The organism is Paenibacillus vini, assembly GCF_018403325.1.
GTDB lineage: Bacteria > Bacillota > Bacilli > Paenibacillales > Paenibacillaceae > Fontibacillus > Fontibacillus vini.
Genome location: NZ_BOSL01000004.1, coordinates 65031 through 88286, shown reverse-complemented (window position 1 = coordinate 88286; position 23256 = coordinate 65031). Strand labels below are relative to the sequence as shown.

Sequence of the window (23256 nt, the reverse complement as noted above, 5' to 3'; positions counted from 1 at the left end):
CCTTCTCCCCCTTTAGTCAAACACGGCTTGAATATAGAGACTCGGATTCAACAACTCCTCGGCAGCCTGGGTCACATAGCACGCAATGCCTTCCGCTCCGATCCCGAGGGCGAGGCTGACGACGGTGAGCAGAACAATCGGAAGAATCAAGCCTTTCGTCGTCCCCAGCTCCTCCTCTTCGCTCAGCTTCATTTCACCCCAGAAAGCATTCATGAACAGCTTCATCATAGAGTAGAGGATGAACAAGCTGGCAACGAGCCCGATGGCCCCAAGCCAAAAGTAACCTCCCTCAAACGTACCGCGGGTAATGAAGACTTTACCGAGGAATCCGCTAAGCGGCGGAATGCCTACCATCGATAGTGCGGCAAGGAAGAACATCCAGCCCAGCCCGGGGTGCCGCCGGATCAAACCGCTGATTTCCTTCAAGTCGCTGGTTCCGGTCAAATGAATCACCGTACCGCCGATCAAGAAGATGAGCGCCTTGATGATCATGTCGTGAATCAAATAATAAATCGATCCTGTAATACCGGCCGAGGTTAAGGAGACCAGACCTGCCACAATAAATCCGACGCTGATGACGACATTGTAGGTCAGTATCTTTTTTAAATCCCAGAAGCCTATCGCCCCAAGCCCGCCTAAGATCATCGTGAGCGCAGCCAATATTCCTATGAACCAATGGGTAATCTGCGGTTCGTGATAGAAGATCAGCGTAAACATGCGGAAGATCGCATAAATCCCTACCTTGGTCAGCAATGCGGCAAAGATTGCGGCAATCGCGGTCGGAGGCACACTATAGGAGCCCGGAAGCCAGAAGAATAACAGCAACCCCGCCTTTAGCGCGAAAACGATCAAGAATAAAAAGGCAACGGTAGTGATAAGTCCGTCCTGACCCACCTCGGCAATCTTGAGAGACAAGTCGGCAAGGTTCAAGGTGCCCGTGATCGAGTATAAATAAGCTACCCCCATCAGGAAGAAGGCCGATGAAATAATGTTCGTGAAGATATATTTTAGAGACTCCCGAAGCTGTCTCTTCTCGCCGCCAAAGGTAATCAACACGTAAGAAGACACCAAGAACAGTTCAAAGAAGACGTACAGATTAAATAAATCCCCGGTTAAGAACGAGCCATTGACCCCCGTCACCAGGAACAGGAACAACGGATAAAAGTAAAGCTTCTGCTGCTTCCTGCCCATCGTCGTGAAGGCATAGATCAGACAGCATACGGCAACAATGGACGTGGCGAGCAGCAGCAATGCGCTGAACATGTCTCCGACAAAACTGATGCCATACGGGGCTTCCCAGCCGCCCAGCTGCAAGGTTTGAATCCCTTGTTGGTGGATCTGATTGATTAATAGAACAGAAACGGCACTCGTAGCGAGCAAGGCAATTAAGCTTAGTACCCGCTGAAGCTTGATATTGGTATGAAAAATTATGAGCACCATGCCTATGATTAACGGGAGAACAACCGGCGCGATTAATAAGTTATTCATGCTCCTCCCCCCTTAGCTGTTCCAAATCATCGGTCCCGAAGCCCTGATAAGCGCGATAGCACAGAACCAGTACCAATGCGGTCACGGCAAAGTTGATGACGATAGCCGTCAGCACCAAGGCTTGGGGAAGAGCATCCGTGAAGTCCGTAATTTTTTCCCCAAGCAGCGGAGCAGCCCCTGTCTTCAACCCGCCGGAAGTTATGATTAACAGATTGACGGCATGGCCGATGATGGATGTCCCCAACACAATCCGCAAGAGATGTCTCGATAAGATCAAATAAGTGCCGATAGTGACTAAGATCCCGACCAGGATGACGATTAAGGTATCCATATTAGCGGTCCTCACTTATGCTCAGAATAATATTGACCGCAGTGCCTATAACCGCCAAGGCAACCCCTGTATCAAAGATCAAGGCGGACGCAAGCTCGGTTTTTCCGAAAATCGGCAAATTGAAATAGTCGAACGCCTGAGTTAAGAAAGGCTTGCCGAAGATGACGGACGTCATCCCCGTCCCGATGGCAATCAAAACACCGATGGCAGCGAGTTTCTTGAAATCCATGCGGATATTCTCCCTGACCTTATCGATGCCAAAAGAAAGATATAGAAGAACAATCGCTGCCGCCGTGCTTAGCCCGCCAATGAAACCCCCGCCGGGATGATGATGGCCGTTCATGAATAGATAGAACGAGAAGGTCAAAATGATCACAACGGCTACCCGGGTTACACTTTGCAAGATGACATCATTCTGCTTCATGTTCTTTCCCCCTTTTAGAACGTTGACGAATCAGTACGTATACACCTAGTCCGGCAATCGTTAATACGGATATTTCCAGCATCGTATCGAAGCCGCGGAAATCGACCAGGATTGCGTTTACAATATTTTTGGCGCCGGCCAGCTTGTATGAATTCTCAAAAAACGAGGTGATCGGCTCGAATAACTTATGACCATTCGCGGACAATCCCAGAACGGTTACCGTCAGGCCGACCGCGATCGAGATGAATAAATTCGTCCATTTAAACGAAAGGCGTTCCATGCTTTTCTTCAGCTTCGGCAAGTGATAGAAGCACAGCAAGAACAGTACCGTGGTCACCGTCTCTACAACCATCTGGGTCAGAGCCAGATCCGGAGCCCGGAAGATCACAAAGAACATGGAAACCATATAGCCTAACGCCCCAAGGGCAACAATGGCTACGATTCGATTACCTGCTAATAGCACCGTTAATGCGGAGATGATCATACAGATCACCAGCCCGGCATCAAACACACTAATCATCGCGTTATTGGAGAAATCAAAGCGGAGCCCATAGAACCATAAGAGCGAGCCCATCAATAACAGGACGAAGAATACGAAAATATAGAGCAAGTAGTGTCGCAGCGAACCCGTCATATACCGGTTGGTCAACGAAGCCGACCATCGCTCGGCGCCCGATAAGCCTTCATTAAAAAAGTGATTGAGCGTCAGGTTCTGCGGGAATTTACGGGCCGCAGGGAGCCAACGCTTCTTGGCCATATAGAGCAGGCCCCCGAGGAGAATCACGCCGATCGTCATGAGCAGCTCATAGTTCACGCCATGCCAAGCGCTGATCTTCAGATCGTAAGAAGAGACGGTCATCATAGGCAGAACTGCGCTTAATGCCGGGGTAAGGATATATTTGCCCAGCACATTCGGGAAGAAGAAGATCAGCAAGACAAGCAGGCCAAGCACCATCGGAGCGATCAGCATGCCGATCGGCGCCTCATGCACCTTGCGGTTCAGGCGTTCAGGGTGATATTTTCCCCCGAAGGTTTTAAACACGAAGATCATGCAATACACAAAGGTAAGAATGCTGGCAACCCAGGCAATGATCGGGAAGAGCGTACCTATGCTATTCAGGCCGAATACGCCTGCTTTGGATACATCGAGCACTGCCGCAAAGAACATTTCCTTACTGAGAAAGCCGTTGAACGGCGGTAACCCGGCCATGGACAGGCCTCCGACCAGCGCAATCGTGAACGTGATCGGCATCACATGCATCAATCCGCCTAAATAGCGGATATCCCGCCGGCCTGTCTCATGGTCGATGATGCCGACCACCATAAACAGACTTCCTTTAAAGGTAGAATGATTAAACAAATGGAAGAGAGCCGCAAACGTAGCTACGGTAAACACGGTCCCGCTCTCGCCGGGGCCGAAATAGACGGCCAGGGAACCGATCCCGAGCAGGCTCATGATCAAGCCTAACTGGCTTATGGTCGAGTAAGCCAAGAGCGGCTTCAAATCGGTCTGCCGCAAAGCGGTCAATGAACCGTATAGCAGCGTAATGATCCCGACGCCGGATACAAGCCAGAACCAGACCGGGCTGCCGCCGAAGACGGGCGTCATTCTTGCCACCAAATAAATGCCGGCTTTAACCATTGTGGCCGAATGGAGATAACTGCTTACAGGGGTAGGCGCCTCCATCGCATCTGGCAGCCAAATGCTGAATGGAAATTGCGCCGACTTTGTAAAGGCCCCTAACAGGATGCATAGCATGGCAGGAATAAACAGCGAATGTCCCTGGATGACCTCCATATTCGCAATCAATTCCCGAATGCTATACGTGTCCGCCATCATCATCAGCATGATGAAACCGGCCAGCAGGCCGAAACCGCCAAACACCGTAATCAGCATAGATTTCATGGCGCCTTGCCTGGAGCTTTTCCGCTCATACCAATAGGAAATCAATAAGAAGGAAGATACGCTCGTCAGTTCCCAGAACCCGTAGAAAGCCAACATGTGATCTGAGAACACTAATCCCAGCATGGCTCCCATGAACATCAGCAGGTAAATATAGAAGTTATGGAGCGCTTCCCGTACCTTGGACATATAAAAAATAGAATAAAGAATGACCAGAGCTCCGACGCCGGAAATCAGCAGACCGAACAGCAGGCCAAGACCGTCGACATAGGACGTGATATGAATACCGAAAGACGGAATCCAGGAGAACGTATATTCAAAAGTCTCTCCGGATGAAACAGCGGGTATAAATCGCAGCAAATAGATCAGGATAGATAATGGGACGACTAGCACGAACCAGCCTGTATGAACCTGACGGTTCAAATGCTTATACAAAAAGGGAACTATACACGCAAAGATAAACGGCAGAAAAATAAAGAGATATATTGTATTCACCGCACTCCTCCTCGCTAACCAATCAAATCCTCTTAAATACCGTTTGACTCTTGAGGTGACTTCTACTATAGTCTTACATAGTTTAAATAAGCTCCATTATTAACCTTGAGGTGAATGATTTAAAATGGATAATCTGTTCAATGAGAGCATACTTGTCTGCGTTTATTATGGGCCGAACGGAGAAAGATTACTCAAGCGCGGCTGCAAAATCGCCAATATGCTCCAGGCTCCGCTCTATGTCTTGACCATTGATCCGAAGCCGTTTGATGAATTGGATGCCGAGAAAACTTTTTATATCGAGAAATGGAAAGAGTTTGCCCATTCCCACCCTACGGCTCAATTCATAATGAAGGATAACGAACACCGTCCCGTGTCCAAGGTTATTGCCGAAGTAGCCAGAGAACATCAGGTTACTCAAATCATTTTGGGCCAGACGGCGCATAGCCGATGGGAACAAATTACGAAGGGGTCGATTATCAATTCGTTGGTGCGCGACATCCCCTTTGTCGACTTGCACATCGTTTCCGTCGCCCGTCATATCCGGGATGAAGAAGGACTGTATGAAAAGGGTGTTCGCGCCTATTTAGTTCAGGACGGAGACCAGTATCAGATCAGCTTTAACCATGATAAAGATACTCTATATGAAGGTATTTTCTTCAAAGAAGCCGATACGGACTTCGATAATGGTATCTTTCGCTTTATGAAAGACGCGGAAACGCTGCAGGTTCTTGTTATAGATGGGGTTGTTACGGAATTGAAGAATGTAGATATTCAAACAACAATGAACCTGAACGACGCAGATAATTAATTTAAAATTAGAGGTCTATTCCGTACCTGTTATCCAATGCTCTCTACATATTGATGTGGGGAGTTTCTTATTTTTATTGGCGGATGATGACATTCGATTTATAAGTCCACATCTACTTTGATAGGCAAGCCTTCGCTTTTATTCACGCCTAAGTACTTCAGCGTCTCTGCCGTAGAATGATGATTCAAAATCGATTTGATGATGGAAATGGCAATACCCCTATGGTACGCATGGTAACCGAACGTCTTCCTCAGCGTATGCGTCCCGATATTCTCCGAAATCCCAATCTCCCTTGCGGAATGATTAATAATCCGGTAGGCCTGCTGGCGGGTAATCGGGCCTCCATCCTTCTTGGATTTAAACAAATAATCATCCTCGTTCCAATCCTTACCGGACAAGTACTCATTTAAAACATCCCCGATCTTGCTGTTTAAGTAATAGGCCTTCTCCTCCCCTGTCTTCTCGTCCTTAATAAACAAAAACTGTCTCGGGCTCTGACCATCCCATACTTCCTGTACCGTAAGATTCAGCATATCCACAAGATTTAAACCCGTATTAATACCAAGTACAAACAGCAGCAAGTCCCTGATGGAGTGCTTTCTCAGCTCCTCCTTCATCGCTTGAATGGTCTGCATGTCTCGAATCGGATTCACATATTGCACCGATAACCCCTCCGAATTGATGTTACTTAATTGTAGCTTAACATATATTAAGTAACATCACAAATGAGAATTGAATGAAAATGAGCAGGAAATATCCCTGAAAAAAATAAAAACGGCACCCTTTGGGTGCCTTAATTAAGGAAGATACGACTATGAATATATTATCGGCGTGCATCTGCTTTAAAAATTCCGGAGGCTCTGCCCCCAGCTCCTCCATAAATGCTTTCTCCATCTTTTCATAATGGAATAGGAACGCTGTTCGATCTTGTAAAATCTTATATGTCCGTAAAAGGAGTTCATGAGCCTCTTCATCCAAAGGGACATGGCTGAGCAAAGTAAGAAGGACTTCGGCCGACTGCCGGTGTTGATCGTTTTCCAAATGCCGTTTGGCTATTTCCTTGGCGAGGCCGGCAAAATATCGGGACATTCTCTCACGTTCCGCCTCGCACCAGGCGTAGTCCCTATTTGCGAAGAGCTGTCCTTTATACAGATCAAACGCTGTGGTTAAGGCTATGGTAGTCTCTTTTTTTACATCCGCCATATTGGTCACTGCTTGCTCAAACAATACGTAATCGCAAATCTCGCCGCAATCCATTCGGTAGAAACCCTTCTGGGAGGACATCCGCACTTTGATTCCGCTGTCTCGCAGTGTTTTCTTCATCCGATGCATGTTCACATGCAATTTATGTTCGACTTTATCCGTAGATGCAACCTCCGGCCATAGACTGTCGCACAGCGTCCATTTGGAAATCATCGTATTCCGGTGGATCAGGAAATAGGCAAACAGCTCTTCCGCCTTAACGGTAGGAAAACGAACGGGCTCCGTCTGTTCCCCTTCGTATATTTCAAACCCTCCAAAGCAAACAATCCGGGGTTCCGTTTCAATCGCTGCAGGAGGTGTTGATGTTCCTTTTCTCTTCAATACTCTCTCTAGCGTACGATGCAGCATATCCGGCTCCACCGGCTTTACCAAGTAGTCAATCGCGCTTACGCGGAAAGCATCCAAGGCATACTGAGGATAGGCGGTAACAAAAATAATCTCGATGTCCTCGCGCAGCTCCCGCAATCGGGCAGCCATTTGTAACCCGTTCATCTCCGGCATCTCAATATCCAGAAAGACGAGATCGGGCATCAGCCTGCTTACCTCGTTAAACATTTCCAATGGGTCTGTGTATGTTCCGACCACCTGTACAGCATGATGTTCCTCGATTAATTTACTCAGCACCTTCAACGCGGGTCTTTCATCATCCAGCAATATAACCCTCAGCATGTTGCATCACGTAGCTCCTGATGAAATTGAATCGCTGTGCCTGGAAGCCTTAAATCAAAATAGGACACTCGTTCATTCCTCCCTGCTACTCTCTATGTTCGAACCGGTTCCCATTTTACTCACACAAATCACAATCTATTCAACTAAAATCGACAAAATATTACAATTTCAATTATAACATGACATGTCTCCGCTAAGGTATAGTGAAACTCGGAAAGAACCTTATACAGTAAGAAAAGCCCGCTCCAGGAGCGGGCTTTTCGTTTAAATCGGTCTTACTTCTTCCAGTCTTCGACCCCAGTCTCAAATTGCTCGAATGCATGCGGAATTGAAGCTTCCATGATATCCGAATAGTTACTGTGATTCACCGAAACATCGGACCATTTCGGATCTACTTTGATAAGCCATGGTTTACGACCCAGCAGCTCGTTAAAGATCCGTACAACTTCCAATCTCGTAATCGGTTGGTTCGGATTAAACTTTTGGCCCGTGAAGTCGAACAGCAGACCTTGTTTCTCGGCCGATGCAATAGCTTGTTCAGCCCAATGTCCCTTGATGTCGGAGTAGGTGCTTTCACTTGCAGCATCCCATTTGTACAAATTCATAAGAATTTGCGCGAATTCCGCCCGGGTAATCTGTTGCTTCGGCTTGAACGTATTCTTGCCGGAACCGACCATCCATTTGTTGCTGGTTGCCGTCGTGATCGCATTTACGGCCCAATAATTTGCGCTTACATCCGAATAAGAAACCTTAGTGGATTTCGCTTCAGGAGTATACAACCGGGACAAGATCGCCGCGACCTCTGCCCGGACAATACCACGATCCGCTTTGAAAGTGCCGTCAGGATATCCGACCATATACGCACTATGATCGCCTGCCGCTTTCACTTTCGGTTGTGCGGAGAAGCTGAATTTCACGATCGTATCGCCGACATGGATGATGCCGTCTTTTACATAACTGTCGTCCCCAAAGCTCTCTTCACGCTTATCGTTACGGCTGTCGAATACAATGTATCCGTTCTTCTCGCCTAAGAAGTAATAGTCGCCGTCCGCGTAAACCATCCAGCCGTATTGGCCTTCGTCTGTGCTAGCTTGCGGATTGTGGTTCTTGTTCGGCGAGAAATCCGGGAGCTCCGGCAAATTAACAACAGTTCCAGGCTTTCTGCCCTTGGCCCGGTTCAGTTCCGTATCGGCCCAATACAATTGCATGTTCACACCCGATACCGGCTGATTCGTTACAGAATCGAGAATCGTTCCATAAGGATCGACCAAATCGACCTTCAAGCTGGCATTACCTTTGCTATCAACCACCAGCGTGCCCGCAGGCCCAGCCAGCTTCTCCCCGTTAGGCGCGATCACGTTCAGCGACAATTTATATTCGCCAGGCGCCACTTTCGGAAGCGTAAAGCTTCCATCTTGATTCATTACAATATTCGGCAGATTCAGTTCTTTACCGTTTGCCGATTTAATTTTCCCCGTTACCTTAAGACTGTCCCCAATTAACTTCGTAATTTTGTCTTGAACGACTTTGCCCCCATTGGCTTGGTCGGAAACAACGACATCCGTCTTCATCGTCGGCTGCGCTGCCGGAGGCGTCGAAGGTGCAGGAGCCGAAGGAGTTGTTACAGGAGGCGTAGTTACCGGTGGTGCAGTTGGCGTAGCGGTAGCCACGTTGGATTCCCCAAGATAAAATCCGGATTTAACATTTAAACGGAAATGATAGGTCTTCCCATTCGTCAAGCCTGTTACTGTAGCGCTTGTGGAGCTTGCATTTAATGTCTCCTTCGGAGTGACCGGAGCGAATTCTTTTCCGTCCGTAGACATCTCAACCACAATATCTCCGTCCGCTGCACCCTTCAATGGAGGGAATTTCAGAGTAACTTCTCCATTTCCTGGCGTAGCCGAGAGGCTGGTTAATTTGCCGGGATCAGCCGCAAGAACGTACACCGTAAAGGTCTTCTCGCTGGTAAGCCCGCCTTTTGTGATCTTGGCTGTCAAGTTCACGTATTTCCCCTTTTGATCGATAACAGGTCTCGTCACGGTTCCGTCAGGAGCAATGGTCGATGTATCATCGGAATACCACACGACATCTTCATCGTCTGGCAACAGAGTAAGATTATCTTTAACCCCATTTTTCGAATCGTTAGGACCGTACTCGATAACCGTCTCTTCCTCTGTTCGCTCAATCTCCTCAATGGCATCTTTCTTTGAGATGATTTCATCAGCTACGCGCTTAGCAATTTCTTCAATAATTTCATCCTCGGATTTATCGGAATCGAGGTGCAGTCCGCCATGCGGAAGGCCTTGGATAAACTCATCCTCAATATCCTTATAAGTCACATCCGTTACCCCAACATATTGAACGTTGTCCCTAATGAGTACGTCCTTCAAACCGGGGCCATTCGTGTCTTCACCCAAATCCTCACGAGGGTCGTCATTGATATTCACGACATAGCGATAAGGGGAATAGGGATCCCATACGATATCCTCTACCGCTTTATTTACATCTTTAGGCGAAGTTGAGAACAGCTTCATATTGTCATAGGCAAAAATAGAAATGATCTCACAGCCATGGCCTTTGTGGCTGACGATCGGGCCGAATTCGTTACCGCCAAATTCGCTGGTAAGAGCCAAATCCTTGATGATTTGATCGCCATTATCCCACATATTTAATTGCGTATCTGTGGCTACAATTTTAATACTGTGCTGAGACGACTCTCCCTTTGAAAAATTTTGGACCAGGGTAATGTCGTTCATCCCGCTTAATTCATTATAAGCCTCATTGTGCAGGGCATTTGCGTCGATGCCATTAATCTTATAGACATTGACGTTACCCGCAACATATAGAATTGCGTAACCGCTCAGTTTCCCATCACTATCAATCTTTGAATTGAAAAGAAAGCCGCCGCCTTCCATGCTGTGATAGTTCACCTTGGATTCGTCCATATCAAACGTAATGATCTTCTTGCCTTCAGGACTTCCTTCTGTCAACATGAAATCCTTATATCCAGGTTCGGTATAACCATAGAAAGTTAATGCTTTACCGTTATTGGAAATTTGAACATGATTGTAATCGACAGTCTCAACCTCTGGAGTAATGTTATACATTCCCCCATACCAGCTGTCATAACCGGCATGGACATAAGTCGTATCCGTTACCGTTGCCGGATTTGCACTGGCATCCATGATCGTTGCATATTTAGGATTAATCCCTGCCGCTTGCAATTTAGCTTTAATAGCATCATTCAATTTGCTTTCAAAATCGCTATTCGCGTGAACGCTCGTTCCGACATTATAATAAACCTCTGCTACCGACGATAAAGCATTCGCCATCGGCAAATTCGTGACTGTTAACATAAGAGCCACAGCCAATGATAAGATTTTTTTCTTCATCTGACTCTCCCATCTTGTTCAGTAAATTACTAGTTACTAACTAACGACCCATTCCTTTATCTCTTAAGAAGTAACGATCTATGCGGACAACACCCTCCAATTAACTGTATTTTAAAAGTCTCAATTTTAATGCTATCAAAGAAATCTCTCAAAAAACTCTCAAACGCAGCTTGTTAGCGATCGATGAAGAATCCGGCCGATCTTACACTCTCGTTGTTAAATAATAGAAGAGAATTTATAGTATAATCTGATGTGATTTTTTATACCGTTCAATGAATGAGGGGAAGAATACATGAAGCGCATACTATCAAAAGTGGTAAACACCAAACCGGATATAAGCACGATAAAAGAACATAAGTGGGTTCTGAATACGGTGATGATTATTGGGGGAATTCTCATCGGGGCCGGGGTTGCCGATTGCCTGATGTCACTCAACCAGTTGAATGTAGATCAGCTAGCCAGAGGCCTTACGATTTTCAGTGCCGGCGTTACCATTTGCGTACTGGTGGACAACACCAAAGCCCAAAAAGCAACGAATAAAACCCACCAGGAAACGCAGATTCAATTAAAGAACGTAGAGAAACAGCTTGAAGCGATCCTGCATTCTCAGCAGCTAACGGAGCAGCAAATTCAGGAGATAAAAGAAAGAGCATTGAAAGATAACGAAAAAACGTCTGCGCTTAAATTATGATTACGTGCAAACAGGCCCCTTGTCCCGTTAGAGACAAGAGGCCTTTGGTTTGCTATCACAACTTGTCGGTTAAGCCTATTGGAACAGGTCCGGCAAGATGTCGTAAATATACTGGTTCACCCAGTTCCAAGCATGCGTCCCGCCTTCGCCCACGATGAAGTAGAAGTTCCCTTTCTTCGTATCCGACGAATAAATGAAGGAATCCGTCAGCTGCTTCATGGCCTCGATCTGCGGCTTCAGGTTTGGATACGCAATATCTAGGTTACCAGTAGCGCTGAAAATGTAGTAATCCTGCGGCTTATAACCCGCATCTTTAGCGACTTTCGCAAGATATTCCGCCGTTTCCTTAGCCTTGCTTGCTCCGCCGCCCTGACCTAATACCCAGCTGTCACCGCTTAATGGCATGTAGTACTTGAAATAGTCGAGGTTATGGATGAAAGTATACCAGGTCGTGACAGAACCCATGGAGAATCCGCCGAACGCCCGATGCGCCCGGGAAGCCTTTAAATCATCCAAGCTAGCGGATTTCGCATAGGTGTGATATTTGGTTTCTACCAACGGAACAATATTATTGATCAATTCCTCATGGAACAAGGCGGGATCATTTTTCCCTCCATAGGTGGTTGGTGTGACCACGATGAGCGGCTCAATGTCACCTTTGGCAATCATATTGTCCAGGATTTTCTTCAGTTCTTTGCTCTGGCCGGGTCCCCCGAAGATAAGATCTTCATTTTCCCCGCCGCCATGCATTAAGTAAAGCACGTTATATTTCTTATTCGTATCGGATGGATCATATCCATTCGGGAGATAAACATGCAGCTTCTTATCGTCCATCCCGTTCGTTAAATTAGGTGCTTTGTAGGTTAAAGTCTCGATGGTCCCCGGCCGGTTGCTCTCCATCCGATATTCGTCAGGAACCGCCTTGAAATACTTCTCATTGGCCGCTTCTTCCGTCATTTCCAATTTGCCTATCGCATTCTTAATCACCGCAACTTGTTCATCAATTTGTTGTTGGGTGGCTTGTTTGTCGTTAAGCACATTGGAAGCAATCACGTTCATCAGGGCGTCCGTAACTACGCCTGGATTCTTATAGAGCGTGAAATCCATCTTGAGCGTGCTCTTGATCAAAATCAGGAGGTCATAGGGACTTACTCCGTTGACGGATCCCTTGCTTTTACCCGAAAGCACGATTTCTCCGAATTTCCTCGTATCGTTCCACGCGCTGCCCGTCGAATCAAACAGATTCAGGGTACCGATCCGTTCCGATTCCTTTGCATCATTGATCTGTAATTCGATGCCGAGCACCTTTCCGTCTTCCGGCTTTGTCTTGAAGGCAATTCTGGACTCGATGACATAACCTCCATCCACCTTCTTGGCGGCCGTGTAAAACCGTTCGCTTTGTCCGTTGTCTACGGATTGGGCATTCTCGTAGTTTACGCGAAAGTGCAAATCGTCAAGACCATATTCCTGTGTCTTGTCATTGTTCTCGTCAAGAAACAGCTCCACAGAGTCCTGCATATAGGGAGTCCCGGATTTAACGGATAAGTGCTTATCCTTAACTTCCGCCAAAATGTACAGGGCACGATCATCCCATAAAGCTTTAAAAGTAGCTGTGGCCTCAACCTTCTCCGAACCATGTGGAGGTGAAACCGCTTGGGCTTTGCTCCATACCTTATCCACATTGCCGTCAATCACGGGCGATCCGAAATTCGCCACCATTCTGCCTTGGGAATCCAGACCATTCTTACCCGGCGGCACAGGCTTCCCAGGACCTCCAGCTGCAGAAGCTTCGGCCCCCGCGCCGGAAACATTCGTAAAAACCATGGATACAAAAACCAACAACATCAACATCGATTGCAGGAACAGTCTTTTTCTTTTCTTCATCAAAATATCTCCTCCCAATGCCAGTCTTGTTTACCCCTGTTTCTTACGACACTTCCGCCAGCGCCCCTATAGAAGCGCTTTCATAATTAACCTCCTTAAAGTAAATTATTAATTCATCCCATATTTTAGGCGGGCGCCTGAAATTATTACATTCAAAATACGCGCATTTCCTTTTAAAATTCGAACATTTTAACGGGAGGCTTGATTAGAACCTTCTGAATATACTTCAAAGATCAGCCCCGCCCCTAACCGGAACCCTTGCGCAAAGGAAGCCGCCAGTTCCATTCCTTGAAGCTGCTGGTATAAATCGAACAAAGACTCAAGCTCTTCGAAATCCCTTTCGGAGAGCTTACTTTTCCATGAGTCCATAGATTCGGATATTTGTCTGCTTAGTTGGTGATATTCCGGATCTTGGGGGACGGTCGTTTCACTAGGAATTAGCTTGCCGTAGTATAGGGATTCTAGAAGGGTGGGCATGGGGGGCACCTCCATTGTTACGTATATAAGTACCACTACAACTTACATTTTACGGTACGCTTAAACGTATAGTCAAGCTGTAAATGAACTTTAAAGAGGTGCCGGTATGGGAAAAAAAGTAGTCGTTAAAATAGCGGAGTTGACCAAAGCACATCAAATTTCTCTTAGGGAATTGTCCCGAAGAGCCGATGTGCGGCACGCTGCACTGAGCGAGCTGTCTAATGGTAAACGTGAAAGCATTAATTTTAGCCATATTGAGAGAATTGCAGAGGCTTTAAATATAAAAGATATTCGGGAGATTATTGATTTGGTGGAAGAGTCCACCTAATCACATTAATTCTCGCAAAAATCTACATTTATTAAATAAATGTTCTTGATAACCGTTTCTAATGTGTACTTTCATAATCTATTCACTAAAAATTATTGAACATTCGTTCGTATTAAAGTAAAATCAAATTACAAATACGAAAATTACGTACGTAATTCGACGAAAAGGAGGAGCTTTATGAATTTTAGTTATAGCTTTCCTGCACTTCGAGGCATTCAAGCGGGAAGAGAATTCTACACTGTAATGTGCCCGCTCAGGCTAATCCCAAAAATCTTTCTTTTTGATGAAGAAGAAATACCTGCCGAACATCGGGCACAACGCGTAATGAACAGATCAAGAATTCCTGACATCACCAACTATATTCTTGAGAATCCAAAAGACTACATATTCTCTTCCCTCACTGCATCGGTAGACGGGGAAATGATCTTTCAGGAACATTCAGAAGAACTTAAAGACATTGGCTACTTAACAATCTCTTTAGACTCCAAATTTTTAATCAACGATGGTCAACATCGCAGAGCAGCAATTGAAGAAGCCCTGAAGGTTTTTCCCGAACTTGGTGAGGAAACCATTTCTGTGGTCTTTTTTCATGACTTAGGGTTAGTCAGATCCCAACAGATGTTCTCAGATTTAAACCGTCATGCTGTAAATACTACATCTTCAATTGGTATTCTCTATGATCACAGAGATCAATTATCGCTTATAACTAAGGCTCTTATTTCAGATATTCCATTATTAAATAGATATACAGACCGAGAAAAAGTAAACCTTTCAAAGAATTCCCCAAAATTATTTGCCTTAAATCATATTTTTAATACAAATTGTCGTCTACTAGGCAAGCGTAAAGGCGAAATCATTTCAGAACAAGAAAAAGAATTCGCAAATCAATTCTGGGTCCTACTATGCAATACTATAACAGAGTGGCAGGAAGTCCTTAATAAAAAAACATCCCCTAGAGATTTACGTGTAAATTCGATAGTAGCTCATGGGGTCTTTTTAGAAGCTATAGGTATAATAGGATACTACCTCTATTTCTATCATCCTGATGAATGGGAGAAATACGTAAAGAAATTGAAGCATATTGACTGGCAGCGAGATAATAAAGAAGATTGGCAGGGCCGCGCTTATAGTCATACGGGACGGATTAACAAAAACAACGAGACAGTCCAGCTAACTGCCAACCTTATAAAGAAAAAAATTGGACTTCCTCTTACAGAACATGAGCAGAAAATCGAGGATAAACTGAAGGAGGCCTCCCCTCTTGGAACTTAACATATTTAATACGGGCGGTAAGTTCACTGAAGCCAAGGAATTAATAAAAGAAGTATATCAATCAGACAATCGACCTTGGGTTGTTGGATTTAGTGGCGGTAAGGATTCTACGGCTGTGGTCCAATTGGTATTTCAAGCATTATCTGAGCTGGATTCATCCCTTTTAAAGAAAAAGGTGTATGTGATTTCCTCAGATACTCTAGTAGAGACACCATTAATTATTGATAAAATTACTCGGACATTGGGAAGAATCCAACAGAAGGCAATAGAGCTTGGTCTACCATTCGAAACTCAAAAAGTACGTCCTAAAGTAGAGCAAACCTTTTGGGCCTCTATTATAGGAAAAGGGTATCCAACGCCTCGTCAGAAGTTCAGATGGTGCACGGATCGACTTAAAATCGACCCTGCAAACCGATTTATCTTGGATAAAGTCGATCAATTCGGGGAGGTTGTCATGCTGCTCGGCGTAAGAGATTCCGAAAGTTCAACTCGCGCTGCAGTTATGCAATCACATACCATTGAAGGCAAAACCTTAATGCGCCATTCAACCTTGAGCAATGCTTTTGTATTTGCCCCTATTCGTTCCTTTAATGTCGATGATGTTTGGGAATTCCTGCTTCAATTTGAATCCCCTTGGGGTGACGATAACAATGAATTACTACAGTTATATCAAGATTCTAGTAGTGAGTGTCCACTTGTCGTCGATAAAGAAGTTAAAGAGAGTGCTGGCTCCTGTGGAAACAGCCGTTTTGGCTGCTGGACATGCACTGTCGTGAACGAAGACAAGGCATTAAGCGGTTTTATTAATAACGGTGTAGACTGGCTGCGGCCACTATATGATTTTAGAAATTTTTTAGTTGAGATAAGAGAGGATCGTTCCAAAAGACAGAAACATCGCATGAATGGAGAGGTTTATCTTACTACTAATTTAGGCGGTGTTACGAAAGAAGAAATCGAAGCTGAGAAATATCCTTATATCGAAAAATCCAATATTAAACAATTTATTAAAGATAATAACATTAATCTGGCTACAATCGAGGATCTCGATATATATGTTAAAGATGACGATGGCAACTTCAAACGATTTGGTGTCGGACCTTTTACACTCAGCGCTCGCGAAGAAATCTTAAGAAATTTACTACGCACTCAAACAGCGATACGGGAACTACACGATCCAACCATTGAACTCATTACATTTGAAGAACTAAAAGTTATTCGGAAGTACTGGCATGATGACCTTCAATGGGAAGATCGTTTGCCAAAGATTGTTGAAGAAGAAACGGGCCAAGTTCATGATTGGCATCACGACGATCGTCCTGTGTTTAAAGAGGATCAAATAACCGATTTGGAAACACTTTGTCAAGAAGAAGGCATTAACCTTAACCTCCTCAAGCAGCTCATTTCTGTCGAAAAAGACTACTCGGGCGTCAAAGTAAGAAGAGGTTTATTTCAAGCATTTGATAAAACATTAAAACAAGATTTCTTACATCTATAGAAGGTGGATTTATAATCAATGCAAATAAATAAGCTGATTCTCCGAAATATTGGCGCTTATCATGGAGATATGAATAAGTTTGATTTTAAGACAAACGGTCAGCAAAATGTAATCCTGCTCGGAGGAAAAAATGGCGCAGGTAAAACTACAATTTTAGAATCTTTACGAATTGTATTGTTCGGGTCCATGGCATACGGTTTTGTAACGGAGAATGAACCTTATTACCGAAAAATTCGTTCATTATTAAATCGTCATGCCCTTCACGAAGGCGAAATAAACTATCAAATTTCACTTGATTACACTTCAACTGAAGAATTCGAACCTAATCAGTATTTACTCGTACGTAGCTGGACAATAAAAAATCAAAAAATCAGAGAATACTTTTCGGTTCAAAGAAACGGAAAACATCTTGGCGCTCAGGAGATCTCCGACTATCAGAATAAGTTGCGAGAAGAAATGCCTCCCCGCTTATTCGAACTGTGTCTCTTCGACGGAGAGGATATTTCTAGAATAGTATCAGAGGAAAAGATTCCTGAGTATCTTAGTGAGTCAGGAAAAATTCTTTTTAATCTGGATTTATTTGCGAATTTAGAAAAGGATTTACAAACCTACCGCCTTCAATATACCCAAAAAAATGCTGATGCAGCACTAGAGATTGAAGAGCTAAATAAAGTAGAGTTCGAGATTGCTACACTTAAGCAAAGTCTAGAGGAATTAACATTGTTACAATCCCACGACGAAGAGGAAATCACAACCTTAACTGACCTTATTCGCAAAGATAAAAAGGACTTTGAAATTCATGGAGGTCTAATTCAAGAAAAGCGACAAGAACTGATCACTAAAGTTAATCAATTTGAAAATCAGCGGAGGATGAATACCGATAAAGTTAAAACCTTTATCAATTCGACTTTGCCATTCTATATCGCTCGTAATCAGCTAGAGGAAGTGGACCGTCAGCTTCAGATTGAAAAACAATATGAATCATTCGAGTTTGTCGCCTCAGCTCTAGAGAAAAGTAAACTCAACCAACTGGTAAATAACCTACAATCAGACATCCATTCAGTGGAGACTAGATTAGACGTTAATCAGCTATATGACGGAATTCTTGAGATGCTTCAACCTGAGGAAACTCAATTAATCCACCGCGCTTCCTTCGAGCAACAAAGTGAAATTCATAGTCTATCCAAACAGGTTAAATCTCTAGAAGTTTCAGACTATATTGCTCTTTTTGATGAAAATGCAAAACTATTAGGAGAGACTCACGAACTCAGAAAAGCAATTGAGAAAAATGATCAATCCAGCGAATTCAAAGACCTTCTTAAAAACATAGAAGTAAAAACCCAAAGGGTTGAACAGTTAAAGTTATTAAGCGAGCAGTACCAAAACGAAATCCAAATGATGATTGAAAACATTCAAACCAAAGAAGCCTTCGCTAACAAACTTGAAGAAAAAATTAACGAGTATCATAAAGGCGAGAACTCTTTCCTAATGACTGAAAAACTGCTGAAAATAAGCCGACGTTTCAGAGAACGACAATGGCGCAAGAAATTAGATGATGTTGCTAATGAGGCTATAAAAATGATCAACATCATCTTTAGAAAAAAGGCATACATTGACCGGATGCATATCGATCATACTTCATTTGAGCTACGCCTTTTTAATAAGAACAAGCAAGAGATCATAAAAGAGCGCCTTTCTGCGGGCGAAAAAGAAATGCTTATGTTGACAGTCATTTGGGCAATGTTCAAAGTATCCGGTTGGAAGCTCCCTTTTGTTTTCGATACTCTTTTGGGACGACTGGATTTGGACCATAAAAATGCATTAATACAACACTTTATTCCCAAATGTGGTGAGCAGGTTCTTATTTTCACAACGGACTCTGAAATTGGCTTAGAGCAATATGAGCTCATTAGAAACATTACTTCACGGTGCTACACGCTTGAATTTAATGAAGGCCAAGAAAAAACGGAAATTGTTAAAGGTCACTATTTTGATATGGCCAGGGAGAATTGCTGCCAATGAATTTTACTTTAAAAACATCTAAATACGCCAAAGAGATACTTTTACAGCTTCAAGCTTCTACCGGAATTACCCCTAATATTCTTATTCGTTATGCTGTGGTACTTTCATTACGAAATAACAATTCAGGGGTAGAAATAGATCCAATTACAAAAGACTTTTCTGACGGACTAGTCCTTAACCGAAGTACAGTAACTGGCGAGTATGACTATGTATTTCGAGCATTAATTACTCAGGCAGCTGGAAGAGAACTTTCGGACGAAGAGTATTTTCCTGGATTTTTTAATGCTCATCTAGAACGCGGAATTAGAACACTAGCTGCAGAATATAAAAGTGCAGGTAACTATGAAAAATTCATACGCGCCTTTCTACTTCAATAGAAAGTAGGTGACTTCATGCTCTATTTAGACAATAGTGCAACCACAAGAATTCATCCTGAAGTTCTTGATGCCATGCTTCCCTATCTTAAAGAGGAGTATGGTAATCCATCCAGTAAGTTTTATTCATTGGCAGAGAATGCAAAAAAAGCGGTAACCCATGCACGTGAACAAGTAGCTGAATTATTAGGTTGCGATTCTGACGAGGTTGTTTTTACAAGCGGAGCAACCGAAAGTAATAATATGATTATCAAGGGTATAGCTGACTATTATGGTAAGCAAGCTCCTAACAACAAATTCTTGCTAACCTCCAAAGTTGAGCACCCTTCTGTAATCGAAACCTTTAAGTATTTAGAAGAGCGTGATTTCAGTGTTAATTTCTTAGATGTAGATCAGTTTGCAAGAGTTAACGCAGATCAGGTAAAAGAAACAGTAAACCAAAACAAACCATTATTCACTTCAATCATGTGGGGAAACAACGAAATTGGTTCTTTAAATCCGATTGAAGAGATTGCATCTATATTTGAAGGAAATAGTTTATTCTTTCATACGGATGCAACACAGGTTATAGGTAAAATTCCTATTAATCTAAATAAGCACAACGGTATTCGTTTCCTATCTTTGTCTGGTCATAAAATAGGCGGCCCTAAAGGAGTAGGAGCTTCGATCATTCGAAAACAATCCAAGGAAATTTATACGAGATTAACTCCTCTTTTTCATGGTGGCGGGCAAGAAAATAATTATCGTAGCGGAACTTTAGCGGTTCATAATATTGTAGGGTTAGGTAAAGCTGCTGAATTAGCTCGTAAGAATCTCGATAGTAATGTGAAGAGACTCAATGAACTAGAACAATACCTTACAGAAATACTGAAGACAAATTTAGGGGACAAGATAAGGTTTAATAGTGATGAGAAGAACAAGATTCCGGGGTTAATTAGCGTTCAATTTGTTGGAGTCAATAATGAACTTCTTCTGAAGAAACTCTCGACGTATGCAGCTCTTTCCTCCGGATCCGCATGTAGTTCAAGCAAGCCTAGTCATGTATTAAATGCGGCTGGTAAGTCACTTGAAGAAGTGCGGCAGACGATTAGGATTACGTTGAGTTCTGAAATCAATGAAAACCAACTGGATTTATTCAAACAGATTAAATAAGTGTTAGTATTTTAATTATTTCATTATTAAACATCCTAAATAACAAAAAGACTCGAACTACGCGAGTCTTTTTGTTATTTAGGAAAATATTTTTTTTAAGAATTTATGATGGTCTTCATTTACTGTAACAAGCCCTTCACTAGGTTGATTTGCAGTCTTAACACTAAATTTATATTCTTCAGTTAGAGATTTTACTATTTCCTGAATTTCTTCCTCCGTAATCTGTTCTAACCATTCAGTGAACAACTCATTTTGGGTAAAAAATATGTTGGATAAATACGGGTTTTTAAAATAGGTACTATTTATTTTCTCAATAAAACTCTGTTGTTTTTTAAACAATACGCAAAAAAAGTAATAAATATCTAAGTAATCAGATTCTAACTTAGACACATAAAAATATTTACCCAAACAACAAAACTTTATCTTAATTTCACATTGAACAACTTCATTTTCATATTTACTAATTGTTAATCTGACTACACCATCGTACTCTTTAAAATTTAGGGAATCAAGTAAAGTATCAATTGTCAATTCAACTGTGATCTTTTTGTTAATTCTTTGGCTTAGACGATGATACTCGCTATATTCTGTTTCTGTCATTAAAAAAATATTATGTGCCCAAAAATTCCTGTAATCATATACTCTATTCCATTCTTCTACAAGATCAGGTTTGATGTGGGTATAAATATCTTCTGAAAATAAGTCATTTGTATTACTTAACGAAACTTTTAGATGATTTAATTCCCCAACAATATCTTCAGTAACCTCTAGTAACTCTCCTCCATTTCTAATTTTTTTAATGTTATCTAACTTCTTATCTATAATCTCCAACTTTTCTAAAATATCATTTCTATTCTTTCTTATATTCTCTTTAACAAAACTACTTAGATTTTTAAAATTATAATCGTCTAGTGGATTGGCTAAATATTTAAATATATCATCTTTACGACCAGTACGGCGATCAAAGGTATTTTCGCCTGTTGATAAATATTGATTTTTCCACATAGGTCCAACTTCTCTTAACATCTTTATTTCAATTAAATTCCTAAAATTTCTTTCAAGTTCATAGATTGAAGAAGATATACTTTCCAGATACTCTGCGGTTTGAGAGTCATATAACACAGATAAATATGTTCCCTCAATAATTCCTATTGTTCTGATAACTACTTTTTTGCTTTTTTCATACTTTCTAGAATTGTTATCAATATCATAAATCGAAAAAAATATCAAATCACCGACTATATTGAATTGGTGATTTATGTTAATTAATTCCTCTGAATTTAATACTTCCTTTAAGGTTTCAATTCCATACATTTGTGGGAATTTTAAAACAAAGTGTGTATGATGATGATTCATCGTTTTTGCCTCCAGCAAAGTTAATAACATCTCATTTACTTTTCTTTTAATATTCTCTTAAGAGTTATCGGTTACAGTATCTTCGCTTCTGGATTCTGATAAAAAGTATTCTTCTTTAGTTTCACTTAAATTTGCATCTGCCGCCGCTTGCTCATCGGCATAGTAAAAATGATTACCTTCATCTTCATTAATCATTCTTATTATCTCCCTTTCTTTTTTATTTTGAGCAAGTAAATCGGTAATCTGTTTATCTATAGTTTCTATGAAAATTTTAAAATGCTCATAGTTATCAGAAGTAACAGAAAAATACCCTCCTGTGTCCAGGAAAATTTTAGGAATAATTTTCGAAAATACTCTATTGATAGTTGACTTGTTTTTTAGTGAAACTCCGCCGTTTAATAACCACTTGTTACAATTCAAGAAGTTACTCAGAGATTCGTTACAGTCAGATGATTTATTTATTCTAAATACATAATCAAAAAGCAACTCTTTTGGCAGTAAATCATCAAGTATATCGTTGACTTTGTCTTTCAATCCTTTAAGAGAGTTATTATCATCAGTTAGTGCTTCATTATTAAGCGTGTCTATCATTTTTTTTGTTATGTAACTCAACGCAATTTCTTTTACATAAAAAGACTTATCTTGCGGCTTTTCATTTAGCTTGTTAAATATATAGTCCCAAAATTCACTGAAAAAAATATAATAATCTTCATTGTTATAAAAATGTTTTGTATTTTCTACTAAAATACCCTCGAATTCATTCAGAGTATTTTTAAATTTTGATTCTAGAAATTCCTCCATCAACTCAATACAATTTAACATATGTGAATAGACTATTTTTTCTTTTGATTGTTTTCCTTCCCACTCAATAAGATCTTTAATCTCAAGATTCTCTGAAACATACTTTAAGCCAATAAGGTTATATGTTGTAGTTGAAAACCTGTCTGAAACATTATTTTGTACTTTTGTGCTTTTATCATTAATTGTATGAAATAACTTTCTATGTATTTCTGGACTAAGTTCTTCAATTATTAAAAATGGAATTTTCTTGGGACCAAAGTCTGGAAGGTAATCAGGTTCAGACAATATTTCATTTATTGCTTTGATTCTGTGCTGTCCATCTATTATTGTAAGGCTTCCTTCCTCTAACTCAATTTTACTTGCGCTCGAATCATATTTAATCTTAGTTGAAGAATTCATTATTACAGGCGGAAAAAAGATTTCCTCTCCCTCACTCTTCATATATTTAACAATCAGATCTACACTCGCATCATTAATTACACGATTCATAGATTGGTCTCTGACAATATTCACATATTTCTTCACCTCATTATATGTCATAAAGCCAGTGTAACAATTTTTCGTATTCCAATAATATACAACTGCTTTTATCTTATCTTTTTTAGACATCTTAAGCCTCCATAAACAATAA

19 protein-coding genes are annotated in these 23256 nt (G+C 42.0%); 8 read left to right on the top strand and 11 right to left on the bottom strand.

Translation table 11 applies throughout. The features are described from left to right. Positions 1-12 precede the first annotated feature (12 nt). From KJS57_RS08045 to KJS57_RS08030, 4 genes are read right to left on the bottom strand one after another with little or no spacing between them, the layout of a single operon-like run. Positions 13-1488, bottom strand: coding sequence for a Na+/H+ antiporter subunit D (locus tag KJS57_RS08045; RefSeq protein WP_213654344.1), 1476 nt, complete (start codon positions 1486-1488; stop codon positions 13-15). After that, positions 1481-1819 (bottom strand): Na(+)/H(+) antiporter subunit C, encoded by a 339-nt coding sequence (locus KJS57_RS08040; protein WP_211022439.1) that lies wholly within the window; start codon positions 1817-1819, stop codon positions 1481-1483. Before KJS57_RS08040 ends, KJS57_RS08045 begins: the two co-directional genes overlap by 8 nt. Before the next feature lies 1 nt (position 1820). Beyond that, positions 1821-2243 (bottom strand): Na(+)/H(+) antiporter subunit B, encoded by a 423-nt coding sequence (locus tag KJS57_RS08035; RefSeq protein WP_211022440.1) that lies wholly within the window; start codon positions 2241-2243, stop codon positions 1821-1823. Next, positions 2230-4641, bottom strand: a complete 2412-nt coding sequence (locus KJS57_RS08030) for a Na+/H+ antiporter subunit A (RefSeq protein ID WP_213654343.1) — start codon at positions 4639-4641, stop codon at positions 2230-2232. Before KJS57_RS08030 ends, KJS57_RS08035 begins: the two co-directional genes overlap by 14 nt. Positions 4642-4765: 124 nt before the next feature. Here KJS57_RS08030 and KJS57_RS08025 point away from each other — a divergent pair, with 124 nt between their 5' ends. Further along, on the top strand, positions 4766-5449 hold the full coding sequence (locus tag KJS57_RS08025) for a universal stress protein (RefSeq protein WP_211022442.1): 684 nt from the start codon (positions 4766-4768) through the stop codon (positions 5447-5449). A gap of 98 nt (positions 5450-5547) precedes the next feature. On the opposite strand, the gene KJS57_RS08020 is transcribed toward KJS57_RS08025, so the two are convergent. The 3 genes from KJS57_RS08020 to KJS57_RS08010 form a co-directional block, all read right to left on the bottom strand. Beyond that, complete coding sequence (locus KJS57_RS08020) at positions 5548-6111, bottom strand: tyrosine-type recombinase/integrase (protein ID WP_211022443.1); 564 nt, start codon at positions 6109-6111, stop codon at positions 5548-5550. Between the two features lie 37 nt (positions 6112-6148). Continuing rightward, positions 6149-7381 carry a response regulator gene (locus KJS57_RS08015; protein WP_213654342.1) on the bottom strand — a complete coding sequence of 411 codons (1233 nt, stop codon included), beginning with the start codon at positions 7379-7381 and terminating at the stop codon, positions 6149-6151. Between the two features lie 275 nt (positions 7382-7656). After that, entirely contained in the window at positions 7657-10773 is a 3117-nt protein-coding gene (locus KJS57_RS08010; protein WP_213654341.1) for an S-layer homology domain-containing protein, read from the bottom strand. 292 nt (positions 10774-11065) lie between these two features. On the opposite strand from KJS57_RS08010, the gene KJS57_RS08005 reads away from it, so the two are divergent. After that, positions 11066-11464: a hypothetical protein gene (locus KJS57_RS08005; RefSeq protein WP_213654340.1), complete on the top strand. Its 399-nt coding sequence runs from the start codon at positions 11066-11068 to the stop codon at positions 11462-11464. A gap of 75 nt (positions 11465-11539) precedes the next feature. Here KJS57_RS08005 and KJS57_RS08000 read toward each other — a convergent pair whose 3' ends face one another. Further along, entirely contained in the window at positions 11540-13348 is a 1809-nt protein-coding gene (locus tag KJS57_RS08000) for a sugar-binding protein (protein ID WP_213654339.1), read from the bottom strand. 189 nt (positions 13349-13537) lie between these two features. Beyond that, positions 13538-13825: a DUF6809 family protein gene (locus KJS57_RS07995; protein ID WP_213654338.1), complete on the bottom strand. Its 288-nt coding sequence runs from the start codon at positions 13823-13825 to the stop codon at positions 13538-13540. A gap of 106 nt (positions 13826-13931) precedes the next feature. On the opposite strand from KJS57_RS07995, the gene KJS57_RS07990 reads away from it, so the two are divergent. The 6 genes from KJS57_RS07990 to KJS57_RS07965 all read left to right on the top strand — a co-directional run bounded on the left by KJS57_RS07990 (position 13932) and on the right by KJS57_RS07965 (position 20468). Continuing rightward, positions 13932-14153, top strand: a complete 222-nt coding sequence (locus KJS57_RS07990; RefSeq protein WP_213654337.1) for a helix-turn-helix domain-containing protein — start codon at positions 13932-13934, stop codon at positions 14151-14153. A 177-nt stretch (positions 14154-14330) separates the two neighbouring features. Continuing rightward, positions 14331-15425, top strand: coding sequence for a DNA sulfur modification protein DndB (dndB, locus tag KJS57_RS07985; protein ID WP_213654336.1), 1095 nt, complete (start codon positions 14331-14333; stop codon positions 15423-15425). After that, positions 15415-16920 carry a DNA phosphorothioation system sulfurtransferase DndC gene (gene dndC / locus KJS57_RS07980; RefSeq protein ID WP_244861448.1) on the top strand — a complete coding sequence of 502 codons (1506 nt, stop codon included), beginning with the start codon at positions 15415-15417 and terminating at the stop codon, positions 16918-16920. Before dndB ends, dndC begins: the two co-directional genes overlap by 11 nt. A gap of 18 nt (positions 16921-16938) precedes the next feature. Then, the gene (gene dndD / locus KJS57_RS07975) at positions 16939-18942 is read left to right on the top strand and encodes a DNA sulfur modification protein DndD (RefSeq protein ID WP_213654335.1); all 2004 of its coding nucleotides are present in this window, start codon (positions 16939-16941) and stop codon (positions 18940-18942) included. Next, positions 18939-19319: a DndE family protein gene (locus KJS57_RS07970; RefSeq protein ID WP_213654334.1), complete on the top strand. Its 381-nt coding sequence runs from the start codon at positions 18939-18941 to the stop codon at positions 19317-19319. Before dndD ends, KJS57_RS07970 begins: the two co-directional genes overlap by 4 nt. Before the next feature lie 15 nt (positions 19320-19334). After that, positions 19335-20468, top strand: coding sequence for a cysteine desulfurase family protein (locus tag KJS57_RS07965; RefSeq protein ID WP_213654333.1), 1134 nt, complete (start codon positions 19335-19337; stop codon positions 20466-20468). A 78-nt stretch (positions 20469-20546) separates the two neighbouring features. Here the strand turns inward: KJS57_RS07965 and KJS57_RS07960 are convergent, their stop codons facing one another. After that, positions 20547-21824, bottom strand: a complete 1278-nt coding sequence (locus KJS57_RS07960; RefSeq protein WP_213654332.1) for a hypothetical protein — start codon at positions 21822-21824, stop codon at positions 20547-20549. A gap of 57 nt (positions 21825-21881) precedes the next feature. Next, positions 21882-23234, bottom strand: a complete 1353-nt coding sequence (locus KJS57_RS07955; protein WP_213654331.1) for a DGQHR domain-containing protein — start codon at positions 23232-23234, stop codon at positions 21882-21884. Between the last annotated feature and the right edge of the window lie 22 nt (positions 23235-23256).

What these genes read in the sequence shown, in the direction of transcription:
- KJS57_RS08045 (WP_213654344.1), bottom strand. Translation starts at nt 1,488, where the DNA reads ATGAATAACTTATTAATCGCGCCGGTTGTTCTCCCGTTAATCATAGGC.
- KJS57_RS08040 (WP_211022439.1), bottom strand. Translation starts at nt 1,819, where the DNA reads ATGGATACCTTAATCGTCATCCTGGTCGGGATCTTAGTCACTATCGGC.
- KJS57_RS08035 (WP_211022440.1), bottom strand. Translation starts at nt 2,243, where the DNA reads ATGAAGCAGAATGATGTCATCTTGCAAAGTGTAACCCGGGTAGCCGTT.
- KJS57_RS08025 (WP_211022442.1), top strand. Translation starts at nt 4,766, where the DNA reads ATGGATAATCTGTTCAATGAGAGCATACTTGTCTGCGTTTATTATGGG.
- KJS57_RS08015 (WP_213654342.1), bottom strand. Translation starts at nt 7,381, where the DNA reads ATGCTGAGGGTTATATTGCTGGATGATGAAAGACCCGCGTTGAAGGTG.
- KJS57_RS08010 (WP_213654341.1), bottom strand. Translation starts at nt 10,773, where the DNA reads ATGAAGAAAAAAATCTTATCATTGGCTGTGGCTCTTATGTTAACAGTC.
- KJS57_RS08005 (WP_213654340.1), top strand. Translation starts at nt 11,066, where the DNA reads ATGAAGCGCATACTATCAAAAGTGGTAAACACCAAACCGGATATAAGC.
- KJS57_RS08000 (WP_213654339.1), bottom strand. Translation starts at nt 13,348, where the DNA reads ATGAAGAAAAGAAAAAGACTGTTCCTGCAATCGATGTTGATGTTGTTG.
- KJS57_RS07995 (WP_213654338.1), bottom strand. Translation starts at nt 13,825, where the DNA reads ATGCCCACCCTTCTAGAATCCCTATACTACGGCAAGCTAATTCCTAGT.
- KJS57_RS07990 (WP_213654337.1), top strand. Translation starts at nt 13,932, where the DNA reads ATGGGAAAAAAAGTAGTCGTTAAAATAGCGGAGTTGACCAAAGCACAT.
- dndB (WP_213654336.1), top strand. Translation starts at nt 14,331, where the DNA reads ATGAATTTTAGTTATAGCTTTCCTGCACTTCGAGGCATTCAAGCGGGA.
- dndD (WP_213654335.1), top strand. Translation starts at nt 16,939, where the DNA reads ATGCAAATAAATAAGCTGATTCTCCGAAATATTGGCGCTTATCATGGA.
- KJS57_RS07970 (WP_213654334.1), top strand. Translation starts at nt 18,939, where the DNA reads ATGAATTTTACTTTAAAAACATCTAAATACGCCAAAGAGATACTTTTA.
- KJS57_RS07965 (WP_213654333.1), top strand. Translation starts at nt 19,335, where the DNA reads ATGCTCTATTTAGACAATAGTGCAACCACAAGAATTCATCCTGAAGTT.
- KJS57_RS07960 (WP_213654332.1), bottom strand. Translation starts at nt 21,824, where the DNA reads ATGAATCATCATCATACACACTTTGTTTTAAAATTCCCACAAATGTAT.
- KJS57_RS07955 (WP_213654331.1), bottom strand. Translation starts at nt 23,234, where the DNA reads ATGTCTAAAAAAGATAAGATAAAAGCAGTTGTATATTATTGGAATACG.